The organism is Asticcacaulis solisilvae, from assembly GCF_052327315.1.
In the GTDB taxonomy this organism is placed as follows: domain Bacteria; phylum Pseudomonadota; class Alphaproteobacteria; order Caulobacterales; family Caulobacteraceae; genus Asticcacaulis; species Asticcacaulis solisilvae_B.
The window spans coordinates 18464-31383 of sequence record NZ_CP166196.1 but is presented as its reverse complement, the minus strand read 5'-3'; the positions used below and the strand labels follow the sequence as shown (position 1 = coordinate 31383).

Sequence of the window (12920 nt, the reverse complement as noted above, 5' to 3'; positions counted from 1 at the left end):
AGCGCGCCGGCCCCCCAAATATGCCGGGTTCATCGGCAAGGGCCGCGGTTCTTTGTGTAAGAACGGAGCGTGATACGCCATGCAAATTCAAGTCAATGGAAAACAGGTTGAAGTCGGTGATGCCCTGCGGGAGCGCGTCCTCAGTGAGACTGAGGGCAGTATCGCCAAGTATTTCGACCGCGGCGGCACGACCGCCGAGGTAACCTTTTCCAAGCAGGGCTATTTGTTCAAGGCGGATTGCTGGGTGCGCCTGGCTTCGGGTCAATCGGTGGTTTCCCATGCCTTCGGCGGCGACGCCCATACGGCGTTCGACGTCATGCTGGACCACCTGGAAAAGCGCGTGCGGCGCTATAAGCAACGCCTGAAGCAGCACCATAACGGCACTCCCGCCAAGGAAGAAACGGCCAATGTCACCGTCCTGCGCAGCCCGGACGGCGACGGCAATGCAGATCTCGACGAGCTCGACGACGGCATGGACCACTCGTCGCCGCCCCAGGCCATGATCATCGCCGAAACCGAGCAGCCCTTGCGCACCATGACGGTGTCGGCCGCCGTGGCCGAACTTGAGCTGTCCAACTATCCGGTCGTCATGTTCCGCAACGCTGCCCATGGCGGCCTGTCGGTCCTCTATCGCCGTCCGGACGGCAATATCGGCTGGATCGATCCGGAACGCACGGCGCCGGGCGCCGTGGCCGGCAACGGCAAGATGAACGGCAAGGCCAGTCACATGGTCCAGGCCGCACAATAAGCGTTCAACTGATCGTTTCAGATCAGGCTTATATTTACCGGGCGGGTTGACGCGAGCAATCCGCCCGGCTAATGGCTGGCGAAAAGACCCAGGGGTGCGGCGCAGGCCGCTTATTTTGGATTTCCTATGTTCTTGACGAGTCTGCTCGACCGCCGTGCGATCAACGCCAGTGTCAGCGTCAATTCCAAGCGCCAGGCCCTGCAGGTTGTCGCCGATATCGCGGCCCGTCAGCTGGGGCTGGATGCGGCTGATATCCATCAGGCCCTGACCGAGCGCGAGCGCCTGGGGTCTACCGGCGTCGGTACCGGCGTCGCCGTTCCCCACGCCGCTCTGACCGGCCTCGACCGCATGTACGGCGTGTTTATCCGTCTGGAAGAACCGATCGATTACGAAGCCATCGATGACATGCCGGTGGATTTGATATTTGCCCTGCTGGCTCCTGAAAACGCTGGCACGGAGCACCTTCGCGCCCTGGCCAAGGTGTCGCGTGTCCTGCGTCAGAAGGACCTGCGCGAACAGCTGCGCTCGATCGAGAACAGCGACGCCGTCTATGCCGTGCTGACCGGCATCGCCGACTCGAACGCGGCTTAATATCAACGGTCATAATGGATGACCGTTGATATTAAGCTTTTTTCAGCGCAGTCGCGCTTGCCAACGGCGATCGAGTAAAGGTCAATCACCGTTGGAATAGCCTCAGCCTATCGGTATAACCCGCACGTCATCGGCGGCCTCAGGGCGGATCAGATCGACATTGAGCAGCCCGTGGGCCAGGCTGGCCGAACGGACCTCGAAGCCATCGCTTAAAACAAAGGCGCGGTTGAAGCTGCGCATGCCGATGCCGCGATGCAGGTATTCCCGCTCATCGCCGTCAGCCCGGTCCTTCGCCGCCGAAATCATCAGCTGGGCGCCCCTGACCTCGACGCGCAGCTGCTCGCGCGCGAAACCGGCCACCGCCACGCTGATTCGGATATGGTCGGCACCGAACGCCTCGACATTATAGGGCGGATAGGAATCGTGGCTGCGGCTGACGCGCTCGATCAGCGCGCGCATGTCGTCGAAGCCTAACAGGAAGGGACTGTCGAAGATCACGGTACGCGACATGGCTTACCCTTGAGATTCAAGGAACTCCGTGATGGCCGCCCGCGCCTTGGCCTCGGTCAGCATCGGCGCGTGGCCGACATAGTCGATGTCGACGCGCGTGAAATCCGGCGACAGCAGGGCCATCTTTTCGGCCTCTTCCGGCTCGAGCAGGTCCGACAGGGCGCCGCGGATCAGCATGACGCGCCGGCCGGTCGCCAGACTCATATAGCAGGGCGCCATGTCGTAGGTGCTGGACGTCACCGTGACGCTCTTGAACGCCTCGGTGATGCGCGTGTCATAGGCCAGGCGCAGCAGGCCGTCGCGGCCCTTGATAAAGACGCGCTTGGCGAACTTCAGCCAGTCGTGCGGTGTATTGTTCGGGAAGGCGACCTTGTTGACTTCGCCGACATAGACCGCCGCATCGTGCCAATTCTTGAAGGTCTGGTGACCCTGCGAGGCATAGGAGGCGATACGGCCGAGGCCGCGCGGCGACAGGACCGGCCCGACGTCGTTGAGGATCGCCGAGCGGATCAGGGTCGGGCGCAGGGTCGACAGGACCATGGTGATAAGCCCGCCCATCGACGTGCCGACAAAGATGGCCTGGCCGATGCCGAGACTGTCGCACAGGTCGAGGATGTCGCGGGCATAGGTCCAGATGTGATAGTTCATCGGGTCCTGGTCGTATTCCGACAGGCCGCGGCCACGGATATCGGGCACGATGACGCGGCGGTCGAGGCCGGCGATATAGGGCGCGACGTCTTCGAAATCGGCACTGTTGCGCGTCAGGCCGTGCAGGCAGATGACGGGCAGGCGTACACGGCCGGGGCTGGCCGGATAATCGCGCGCGTAAAGGCGCAGGCCGTCGTCCGTCGACCACCAGCGGTCCTGATAGGCAGCCGCCGGCTTGCGCATCGTCAAGCCGCGGTCGTTATGATGCTGCTCCGCGGCGTCATCCGAAAATCCTTCGGTACGCTGCGAGGCCGGCTTCAGACTGATCAAGATACCACCCGTCAGGCGAAAAACACGGTTAATGGATGATTCTTTACATGAAAACTCGGTCTTTGCGCGTAAAAAATACGTCCTGTTCCGTAATCGTACCGCGATTTTGCCAATACGGTTGATTTTTCCGGCCTCAGGCGGTATGTGCAGGCCAAGGTCGTCAGGACGGCCTTGCCCCACGAAAGGCCGCCGGTCATCCTGACACTGATTACGACGTCCACTGACAATTGACTCTTTTGTGGTCTTCCCGGGTTGGGGAAAAGGCCGTTCGACAAAGGAGCTGGCATGTCTGCCCTTCCCCAAACCAAACCTGTATCCGTTTATAAGCGCGATGCCGCACGCCTGTTGAAAGCCCTGCGTGCTGGCGATTTCGATGCGGAAACGCGCTTCAGTATTTTACGTGAAACGCCCGTTTCCGCGCAGCTCAAGCACGCCCTGGCCGTCGTCGCGATGGAGGCTGGCTTCGAATGCTGGACCGCCCTGAAGGCAGCCGGCGACGAACCGGACTTTTCCGACGTCTTCGTGCGGCCGGGCATCAGCGACAGCCTGAATGCCTGGTTCGCGACCTACGAGGAAGCCAAGGCCTATCGCAAGGCGCACGGCGGCATTCTCCTGCCCTATCGCCACCAGGTCTTCGTGACCTCGCTGGCGGCGCTTGTCCGGCTGGGATTCGAAACCGATCATCCCGACTGGGTGGCGATCGGTTACGACTTCGTCCGGCCGGCGTCGGCCGATGCCCATGGCCGCATCAAGGCCGCCCTGATGCGCCGGTTCGGGGCCTGATCATGCCGCTTCTCGACGCAAGTGCCACGCATCCGATCCGCACGCCGCAAGGGGTTACCATCCCCAACACCGTCCACCTGAAAGCGGTCATCGACCATCCGCGCATCACGGCCGGCGAATACAGCTATTTCAGCCACTTCGCCGCGCCCGAGACCCCGGCCGGTTGGGCACAGCTGCTGGCGCCCTACCTGTTCCCGATCAGCAATGAGCGGCTGACCATCGGCCGCTTCTGCCAGTTCGCGCACGGCATGACCTTCATCACCAGCTCGGCCAACCACCCCATGGCCGGTTTCAGCACCTATCCGTTCCGGGTGTTCAAGCCGGAGACCATGATCGATTATGTCAACCTGCCGTTCCGGGATACGGTCGTCGGCAACGACGTATGGATCGGTTACGGTGCGACTATAATGCCCGGCGTCACGATCGGCGACGGCGTGATCGTGGCGGCGGGATCGGTGGTGACGCGGGACGTCGCCCCCTACACCATCGTCGGCGGCAATCCGGCTCTGCCCTTGCGCCAGCGCTTCAGCGACGAAATCGTCGCCGATCTGCTCAGTCTTCGCTGGTGGGACTGGCCTGTCGACCGTATCGAAAACAGCCTGGCCGCCATCGAAAGCGGCGATATCGAAGCGCTGAAGGCCGGATGATCAAACGGACGCCAGTTTGAACTGGCGTCCGTCTCGAACGCGCCGTATAAGCCTCGTTCAAAATCAACGCTTTCAGACCGTTGCCAAGGCCTTATGTCCGCTCGTTACAATCCCAAAGAAACCGAACCCCGTCAGCGCCAGCGCTGGGACGACGCGCAGGTCTTCCTGACGCAGAACGATCCCAACAAGCCGAAATACTACGTGCTTGAGATGTTCCCCTATCCGTCGGGACGCATCCACATGGGTCACGTGCGCAACTACGCCATGGGCGACCTGGTGGCGCGGTTCAAACGCGCGCGCGGTTTCAACGTGCTGCATCCCATGGGCTGGGACGCCTTCGGTATGCCGGCGGAAAACGCCGCCATGGAGCGCAAGATCCACCCCAAGGGCTGGACCTACGACAATATCGCCAATATGCGCAGCGAGCTGAAACGGCTGGGCCTGTCGATCGATTGGACGCGCGAATTCGCCACTTGCGACCCGGCCTATTACGGCAAGCAGCAGAAGTGGTTCCTGGACCTGCTGAAGAACGAATTCGTCTATCGCCGCGAAAGCCAGGTCAACTGGGATCCGGTGGACCAGACCGTGCTGGCCAACGAACAGGTGATCGACGGCCGCGGCTGGCGATCGGGCGCCCTGGTCGAAAAGAAGAAGCTGACCCAGTGGTTCATGCGCATCACGCATTTTGCCGACGACCTGCTGCAGGGACTGGACACCCTGGAACGCTGGCCGGAAAAGGTGCGCCTGATGCAGGCCAACTGGATCGGCCGTTCGCGCGGCCTGCGCCTGCGCTTCCCGTTCGCCGATACGGCGCCGCAAGGCTTCACCGATGGGCTGGAGGTCTATACCACCCGCCCCGACACCCTGTTCGGAGCCAGCTTCGTCGCCATCGCGGCCGACCATCCGCTGGCCGATCTGGCAGCGAAGAACAATCCGGACCTGGCTGCCTTCCTCAAGCAGATCAACAAGGGCGGCGTCAGCCAGGCCGACATCGATACCGGTGAGAAGCTCGGCTTCAACACCGGCATCACCGTCAAACATCCGTTCAAGCCGGGTGAGACGCTCGACGTCTGGGTCGCCAACTTCGTGCTGATGGATTATGGCACCGGCGCCATCTTCGGCTGCCCGGCGCACGACCAGCGCGACCTTGATTTCGCTCGCAAATATGGCTTAAGCGTCACCGAAGTCGTCCTGCCGCCGAACACTGATGCCGCCGCGTTCAAGGTCGCCGACGAGGCCTATACCGGGCCAGGACATATCTTCAACTCGGCCTTCCTGGACGGTCTGGAGATCGAAGCCGCCAAGGACAAGGCGATCGAGACCATCGAGGAGATGGGCCTGGGCACCGGCGCGACCGTGTTCCGCCTGCGCGACTGGGGCGTGTCGCGCCAGCGCTATTGGGGCTGCCCGATCCCCGTCATCCACTGCGACGACTGCGGCGTGGTGCCGGTACCCGACGACCAGCTGCCCGTCGTCCTGCCGGAAGACGTCACCTTCGACGTGCCCGGCAACCCGCTGGAGCGTCATCCGACCTGGAAGCACGTCAAATGCCCGCATTGCGGTGGCGATGCGCGCCGTGAAACCGACACGCTCGACACCTTCGTCGACTCGTCGTGGTACTTCGCGCGCTTCACCGATCCGACCGCCGACGCGCCGATCAACAAGACGGCCGCTGACTACTGGATGCCGGTCGATCAATATATCGGCGGCATCGAGCACGCCGTGCTGCACCTGCTCTACGCGCGCTTCATCACGCGCGCGCTCAATGCCTGCGGCTATCTGGACGTCAAGGAGCCGTTCGCCGGCCTGTTCACCCAGGGCATGCTGACGCACGAGACCTATAAGGACGCCAATGGCGACTGGGTCGAGCCGGCTGACGTCGAGGTGTCGAACGCCGATGGCGCCCGCCTCGCCAAACGTATTTCGACCGGCGAAGCCGTGAAGATCGGCGACAGCGAAAAGATGTCGAAGTCGAAGAAGAATACCGTCGCTCCCGGCGATATCTTCGACACCTACGGCGTCGATTCCGCGCGTCTGTTCGTGCTGTCCGACTCGCCGCCCGAACGCGACGTGCAATGGTCGACTTCCGGCGTCGAAGGCTCGTGGCGCTTTACCCACCGCGTATGGGACCTGTTCGACGCCCTGCCGGCCGAAAATATTCCGTGCACGGATGAAAGTGCCGCCGCCGAACTGATCAAGGCGGCGCACAAGACCGTCAAGGCCGTCACCGAAGGCTTCGAAGGCTTCCGCTTCAACTCCGCCATCGCCAAGCTGTACGAATTCGTCACCACGGTGCGCACCAGCGATATCGCAAAGACCGGTTCGGAGGCACGCCGCCAGGCCCTGACCTTCCTGGCCGGCCTGATCGCGCCGGTGACGCCGCACCTGGCGGAGGAATGCTGGACGCGTCTGGGTCATGACGGCCTGATCGCCGCGCAAGCCTGGCCGCATTTCGATCCGGCCCTGGCCCAGGACGACGTCTACGTCCTGCCGGTGCAGGTCAACGGCAAGCGCCGTGGCGAAATCACCGTGCCGAACGGCGCCACGGAAGCCGAGATCCGTGAAACCGCGCTTGCGGATGAAGACGTTAAGCGGCATCTTGCGGGCACCGAGATCCGCAAGGTCATTATCGTCCCCAACCGGATTCTCAACTTCGTGGTGGGATAGGCCAATATGCGCATCGCCCTTCGACTGCTGTCCCTGCCGGCCCTGGCGGCTGTCTCCGTAACCGTTTCAGGCTGCGGATTCACACCGCTGTATGCCCAGCAAGGCCTGACCGCCAAGCTGTCGCAGATCGCCGTCGAAACCCCGCAGACGCGCACCGGCTACTTCCTGGAGCAGGAACTGAAGAACGGCTTCGGCGAAAATACCGACAAGCCGCAATACAGGCTGATCATCGCGCTCAACGAACAGCATTATCAGGTCGGCTATCGCGTCGACGATACCGCGACGCGTTCGGAACTTACCGACGCTGTCACCTATACGCTGAAAGACACCGCCACGGGCGCCATTCTCCTGAAAACCACCTTCAGCGAGACAGTTACCTATAACGTCACCAGTTCGCCCTTTACCGGCATCGTGTCGCAACAGGACGCCCAGGAGCGTCTGGCGGCAAGTGCAGCCCGCAAGATCCAGACCGCGGTCGCGCTCTATTTCCACGACCCCAAGACCAAGTAGTTTCCTGCGATGAAGCTCGGCAAGAAGCCCGAGATCGATGCGTTCTTCCGCAAGCCGCCGGCAAATGCCGTCGGCGTGCTGATCTATGGCAAGGACCGCAGCCAGGTGCTTGAACGGTCCACCACACTGGCCAGGACGATCGTTCCCGATATCAACGACCCGTTCAACGTTTCACTGTTGACCGAAAGCGATATCGACGGCGATGTCGGCCGGCTGGAAGGCGAGTTGCAGGCCCTGTCGCTGATGGGCGGCAAGCGTCTGATCAGGCTCAAGTTCTTCACGGAAAAGAGCGCACTCGACAAGGCCGTGGCGCAGATCGTCAAGAGCCACGCCGCCGGTGACTACAATCCCGACGCCTTCATCATTATCGAGGCCGGGTCGCTGGGTGGTGATTCCGCCCTGCGAAAACTGGCCGACACCGACAAGAACCTCGCCAGCGTCGCCTGCTATGACGACGAGACCGGCGACATCATCCGCATGGCGCGCGAAACCTTGCAGGAAAACGGTGTGTCCTTGAACACAGCCGCCATGGACATCTTCGCCCAGCGCCTGCCCAAGGAACGCGGTATCGCCCGGCAGGAAATCGAACGCCTGGTCCTGTTCATCGGTCCAGGCTCGAACAAGACGATCAACGAAACCGAATTGCAGGATTTCCTGGGCGTCGAACCGGAAGCGTCCCTGTTCAAGGCCGCGTCGGACGCGTTCGGCGGCCGCATGAAGGCCGCGCAATCGGGCCTGCGCCGCGCCTTTGCCGAAGGCGAAGGCGGCGCCGACGCCATGCGTGCGCTGAGCCTGCATTTCGGCAAGGTACGGCTGCTCAAGAACCATCTCTTGTCCGGTATGGGCGGCAAGGAGGCCGCACGCGCCGCCGGCGTTTTCTGGAAAGAAGAAGACGACATGGTGCGCCAGGCGCGGGCATGGAATTTCGACGGACCGAACGGGCTTGACGCCCTGTCCCGCGACATCGTCGAGGTCGACCGGCAATGCAAGTCGACCGGCATGCCCGACCTTCTGCTGGCCGAGCGCATATTCATGCAGGTGGCCGGCAAGGCCAACCGCGCAGGGCTTTAAGCCGCTCAAACGCCGCCGCACGGGCGGCCCCGATGGCTCGCCGCCCATGGAAGCGTCCTAACGCTTCGCTCTTTGAGGACAAGTCGGCGGCGGCCAAAATACGAAAAGATTGGCGGCCTTGCCAACGGCTATGCCGTTGGAGTCTACTGCCCCTTCATCAGGCGGCGGCAGACCTCGTCGAGCTGTTCCAGCGTCGCGTAGGTCAAGCGCAATTCGCCCTTGCCGCCCTTGTCGTCGAGCTTGACCTTGAGGCCCAGGGCCTCCTGGAGATCCTGCTCCAGCGACTGGATATCGGCATTGGCCGCGGCGGCGGGACGTTGGCCCGCCGGCTTCAACGGACGGTTCTGTTCGTCGCGGACCAGGGCTTCAGCCTGGCGCACCGAAAGCCCGCCGGCGATGATCTGGTCGGCCAGGGCCTCGGGATTTTCCGCCGTCACCAGGGCACGGGCATGGCCGGCAGTCAAACGGCCTTGCAGGACATGGTCCTGGACGATTTCGGGAAGGCCCAGAAGACGCAGCATGTTGGCGATATGGCTGCGCGACTTGCCGAGCGCTTGCGCCAGGGCGTCCTGCGTGCGGCCGAAGCGCTCCATGAGGACCTTGTAGGCCCTCGCCTCTTCCATGGCGTTGAGATCGGCGCGCTGGACGTTTTCGATAATGCCGATTTCAAGCACTTCGAGGTCGTCGAGGTCGCGCACGATGGCGGGCACCTGGTGCAGGCCGGCGCGTTGTGCCGCGCGCCAACGGCGTTCGCCGGCAATGATCTGGTATTTCCCGGTCTGACCAGGGGCCGGACGAACGAGAATCGGCTGCAGGATGCCCTTCTCGCGGATCGACGCCGACAGCTCCTCGATCTCGGCCTCGGTGAAGACGCGGCGCGGCTGATCGGGGTTGCGGACAAGCAGATCGATCGGCAGTTCGGGGGCGCGCGGCGTTTCGGTCGTGGTTTCGGCTTGCGTCTGGATGGTGGGCGCAGCGACCGGATCACCCAGCAAAGCGGACAAACCCCGGCCTAAACCTCTTTGTTTTTCAACCATTTAGAAATAATTCCTTGCGGCTCAGGCCGCTTTGTCGCGACGCGTCTTTTCGCGCGCCACCAGTTCCTTGGCCAGCTTGATATAGGCCTGGCTGCCGGAGCATTTCATATCGTAGATCAGGGCCGGCTTGCCGAAGGACGGCGCTTCCGACACCCGCACATTGCGCGGTATGACCGTGTCATACACGAGATGACCGAAGTGGCCGCGCACATCGCGTTCGACGTGGCCCGACAGGGCGTTGCGCTTGTCGAACATGGTGAGGACGATGCCTTGCAGGCTCAAACGCGGATTGAGCGAGCCGCGCACGAGATCGATGGTGCGCATCAGCTGGCTCAGGCCTTCAAGCGCGAAGAACTCGCATTGCAGGGGTACCAGGACGGCATCGGCCGCGCTCATGGCGTTGACCGTCAGCAGGTTGAGCGACGGCGGGCAGTCGATCAGGATATAATCGTAGGGCGGCTGGTCCTGATCGAGGGCGTCCAGGGCATCGCGCAGGCGATATGAGCGGCGCTCGGCCTGCCCCAGTTCGATTTCGACACCCGACAGATCCGGATCGGACGGCAGAAGCGAAAGACCCGGCACGGAGGTCTTAAGGGCCGTATCGCCGATCGGCTTCTGGTCGACGATGACGTCGTACAGCGAGCTCTTGCGTTCGTTCTTGGGGACGCCTAGACCCGTCGAGGCATTGCCCTGCGGGTCGAGGTCGATCAACAGGACGCGTTGGCCGATCGCGGCCAGCGCGGTACCAAGATTGATGGCCGTCGTCGTCTTGCCGACACCACCCTTCTGGTTGGCAATGGCCAGGACGCGTGGCGATTGAATGTCGAGATCGTCGCCAGCTTTATCGGGCACGTTTCAGCCTCCGGATATGTACGACTCGACCACGTGGATCGCTTAGGGACTCGTACTGGTCTACTTCAAAACGCCAATGTTTGCCAGCCTCGGCCAGTTCACTTTCCACGTTTTCCCCCTTTAAAAACCAGCCTTCGGCGCCGTTCTTGAAGAAGCGTTCGGCGAACTGGAAAAGCTTCGGGAAGGGCGCGAAGGCGCGGGCCGTGATAACATCGACCTTGAGATCGATGTTTTCGGCGCGGTCGTTGATCACGGTCGCCGGCAGTTTGAGATCGTCGACCAGGCTTTGTAGAAAGCGGCAACGCTTGGCCAGCGAGTCGATCAGATAGATGCGCGGATCGGGCAGATCGGAATGCTTGAGCAGGATGGCCAGCACCAGGCCGGGAAAACCGGCGCCCGCGCCGAGGTCGGCCCACAGGCGCGCATCCGGCTGGCGGTCTAGCAGTTGCGCGCTGTCGAGGACATGGCGCGACCAGAAGTGCGGAATGGTCGCTGGACCGACGAGGTTCATCACCTCGTTCTGCGCCGTCAGATGGTCGAGAAAAGCGGAGAGGTCGTCGATTGCCTCGTGTTTGACGTGAAACACCAGTCGCTCCCGGAAGGTCTCCGGCGTCATGGCTTCGGTCATATCAGGCAGTCTTCTTGGCCTGGTTACGGACGTAGAAGAGAAGCGTCGTCAGCGCACCTTGTGTGATGCCCTCCATCCGACCCGCCTGACCAAGCGTCTGCGGACGAATGCGATTGAAGCGTTCGCGCGCTTCGTTGGACAGGCCAGGGACCGATGCGTAGTCAAGATCATCCGGCAGAGCGAGGTTTTCGTCGCGGCGGAAGGATTCGATCTCGGCCTTCTGGCGCGCCATATAGCCCGAGTAAAGGGCATCGATCTCGATCTGCTCGAACAGCTTTTCGGGCCACGATGCGATCTCCGGCCACAGGGCCTCGAGCCTGTCGCGCGAGCAAGTATCATACGCCATCAACTGAGCGACGTTGCGGCGTTGGCCGTCGCCATTGACCTGAATGCCTTTGGCCAAGGCGTCTTTTGGCGCCGCCGAAAGTTCAGAGGCGCGCTGGCGAATGGCCTCAAGCGCTTCGCGCTTTTCCGTCCATGCAGCCTTACGACGTACACCCACGACGCCGGCAGCGATACCCCGGTCGGTCAGGCGTTGGTCGGCATTGTCCGCGCGCAGCGACAGGCGGAATTCCGCCCGGCTGGTAAACATGCGATAGGGCTCGGTGACGCCGCGCGTCACGAGGTCGTCGATCATCACACCGATATAGGCTTCGTCGCGGCCAAGGATGACGGGGCTGATATTGCCGGCACGGGCCGCAGCGTTGAGGCCGGCCATCAGGCCTTGCGCCCCCGCCTCCTCGTAGCCTGTCGTGCCGTTGATCTGACCCGCCAGGAACAGGCCCGGCAGGCGCTTCAATTCCAGGGTCGGATGCAATTCGCGCGGATCGACATAGTCGTATTCGATGGCATAGGCATAGCGCTTGATGACCACGTCTTCGAGGCCGGCAATCGTGCGCAGAAAGGCCTCCTGGGTCGCCTCGGACACCGATGTCGAAATGCCGTTGGGATAGACGGTGTCGTCGTCATAGCCTTCGGGTTCGAGAAAGACCTGATGGCTGGTCTTGTCGGCGAACTTGACAACCTTGTCTTCGATCGACGGGCAGTAGCGTGGTCCCCTCCCCGACAAATGCCCGCCATAGACCGCCGATTCCATCAGCCGCTCTGCGATGATGGCGTGGGTCTTTTCATTGGTATAGGTGATGCCGCAGGCGATCTGCGGCCGGTCGATGCGGTCGGTCAGGTAGGAGAACGGCTCTATGGGATCGTCGCCCAGCTGCTGTTCCAGGCGGTCCCAATGGATCGTCTTGCCGTCGAGACGCGCCGGAGTCCCCGTCTTCAGGCGGCCCATATCGAGCTTGAGGTCGTAAAGACGCTGCCCCAGGCCGTTCGCCGGCTGATCGCCCCAACGACCGGCAGACAGACGCTTTTCACCGATATGGATCACGCCGCGCAGAAAGGTGCCGGTTGTCAAAACGACAGCTCGGCCGCGGTAGGCTTGGCCATCGGCGTCGACGGCGCCCATGACAGTGTCTCCGTCCACGATCAGATCTTCGACCGCGGCTGCGACGATGGTCAGGTTTTCCGTGGCAGCCAACTCGGCCTGCATGGCTTCGCGATAGAGCTTACGGTCGATCTGGGCGCGCGGACCGCGTACAGCCGGACCCTTGGAACGATTGAGCACCTTGTACTGAATGCCGCCGATGTCGGCCATGCGGCCCATAACGCCGTCGAGCGCATCGATCTCGCGCACCAGATGACCCTTGCCCAGGCCGCCGATGGCAGGGTTACATGACATCTCACCCAGGGTTTCCTTGCGATGGGTGAGCAGCAATGTTTTTGCGCCCATGCGCGCGGCCGCGGTCGCGGCTTCGCAACCGGCATGGCCACCGCCGACGACAATAACATCCCAAAGGGTCTGGGTCTCACTCATACTGTTTTGTCCTGGAGAATTGGGC

13 protein-coding genes are annotated in these 12920 nt (G+C 62.4%); 7 read left to right on the top strand and 6 right to left on the bottom strand.

Annotation, left to right across the window (positions count from 1 at the left end):
- The first annotated feature begins 79 nt into the window (after positions 1-79).
- Complete coding sequence (hpf, locus tag AB8717_RS00150) at positions 80-748, top strand: ribosome hibernation-promoting factor, HPF/YfiA family (RefSeq protein WP_443748999.1); 669 nt, start codon at positions 80-82, stop codon at positions 746-748.
- A gap of 126 nt (positions 749-874) precedes the next feature.
- On the top strand, positions 875-1339 hold the full coding sequence (gene ptsN, locus AB8717_RS00145; protein WP_443748998.1) for a PTS IIA-like nitrogen regulatory protein PtsN: 465 nt from the start codon (positions 875-877) through the stop codon (positions 1337-1339).
- 102 nt (positions 1340-1441) lie between these two features.
- Here the strand turns inward: ptsN and AB8717_RS00140 are convergent, their stop codons facing one another.
- Positions 1442-1849 (bottom strand): Hsp20 family protein, encoded by a 408-nt coding sequence (locus AB8717_RS00140; protein WP_443748997.1) that lies wholly within the window; start codon positions 1847-1849, stop codon positions 1442-1444.
- Between the two features lie 3 nt (positions 1850-1852).
- Entirely contained in the window at positions 1853-2827 is a 975-nt protein-coding gene (locus AB8717_RS00135) for an alpha/beta fold hydrolase (protein ID WP_443748996.1), read from the bottom strand.
- A 285-nt stretch (positions 2828-3112) separates the two neighbouring features.
- On the opposite strand from AB8717_RS00135, the gene AB8717_RS00130 reads away from it, so the two are divergent.
- The 5 genes from AB8717_RS00130 (at position 3113) to holA (ending at position 8505) form a co-directional block, all read left to right on the top strand.
- Entirely contained in the window at positions 3113-3610 is a 498-nt protein-coding gene (locus AB8717_RS00130) for a hypothetical protein (RefSeq protein ID WP_443748995.1), read from the top strand.
- A gap of 2 nt (positions 3611-3612) precedes the next feature.
- Positions 3613-4257: a CatB-related O-acetyltransferase gene (locus tag AB8717_RS00125; RefSeq protein ID WP_443748994.1), complete on the top strand. Its 645-nt coding sequence runs from the start codon at positions 3613-3615 to the stop codon at positions 4255-4257.
- A 93-nt stretch (positions 4258-4350) separates the two neighbouring features.
- Positions 4351-6924 carry a leucine--tRNA ligase gene (leuS, locus tag AB8717_RS00120; RefSeq protein WP_443748993.1) on the top strand — a complete coding sequence of 858 codons (2574 nt, stop codon included), beginning with the start codon at positions 4351-4353 and terminating at the stop codon, positions 6922-6924.
- 6 nt (positions 6925-6930) lie between these two features.
- Positions 6931-7434, top strand: a complete 504-nt coding sequence (gene lptE / locus AB8717_RS00115) for an LPS assembly lipoprotein LptE (RefSeq protein WP_443748992.1) — start codon at positions 6931-6933, stop codon at positions 7432-7434.
- 9 nt (positions 7435-7443) lie between these two features.
- Entirely contained in the window at positions 7444-8505 is a 1062-nt protein-coding gene (holA, locus tag AB8717_RS00110) for a DNA polymerase III subunit delta (RefSeq protein ID WP_443748991.1), read from the top strand.
- 143 nt (positions 8506-8648) lie between these two features.
- Here the strand turns inward: holA and AB8717_RS00105 are convergent, their stop codons facing one another.
- From AB8717_RS00105 to mnmG, 4 genes are read right to left on the bottom strand one after another with little or no spacing between them, the layout of a single operon-like run.
- The gene (locus tag AB8717_RS00105) at positions 8649-9542 is read right to left on the bottom strand and encodes a ParB/RepB/Spo0J family partition protein (RefSeq protein WP_443748990.1); all 894 of its coding nucleotides are present in this window, start codon (positions 9540-9542) and stop codon (positions 8649-8651) included.
- Positions 9543-9563: 21 nt separating this feature from the next.
- Complete coding sequence (locus AB8717_RS00100; protein ID WP_443750925.1) at positions 9564-10364, bottom strand: ParA family protein; 801 nt, start codon at positions 10362-10364, stop codon at positions 9564-9566.
- A gap of 19 nt (positions 10365-10383) precedes the next feature.
- Positions 10384-11022 carry a 16S rRNA (guanine(527)-N(7))-methyltransferase RsmG gene (gene rsmG, locus AB8717_RS00095; protein WP_443748989.1) on the bottom strand — a complete coding sequence of 213 codons (639 nt, stop codon included), beginning with the start codon at positions 11020-11022 and terminating at the stop codon, positions 10384-10386.
- A 1-nt stretch (position 11023) separates the two neighbouring features.
- Positions 11024-12895: a tRNA uridine-5-carboxymethylaminomethyl(34) synthesis enzyme MnmG gene (gene mnmG, locus AB8717_RS00090; RefSeq protein ID WP_443748988.1), complete on the bottom strand. Its 1872-nt coding sequence runs from the start codon at positions 12893-12895 to the stop codon at positions 11024-11026.
- Between the last annotated feature and the right edge of the window lie 25 nt (positions 12896-12920).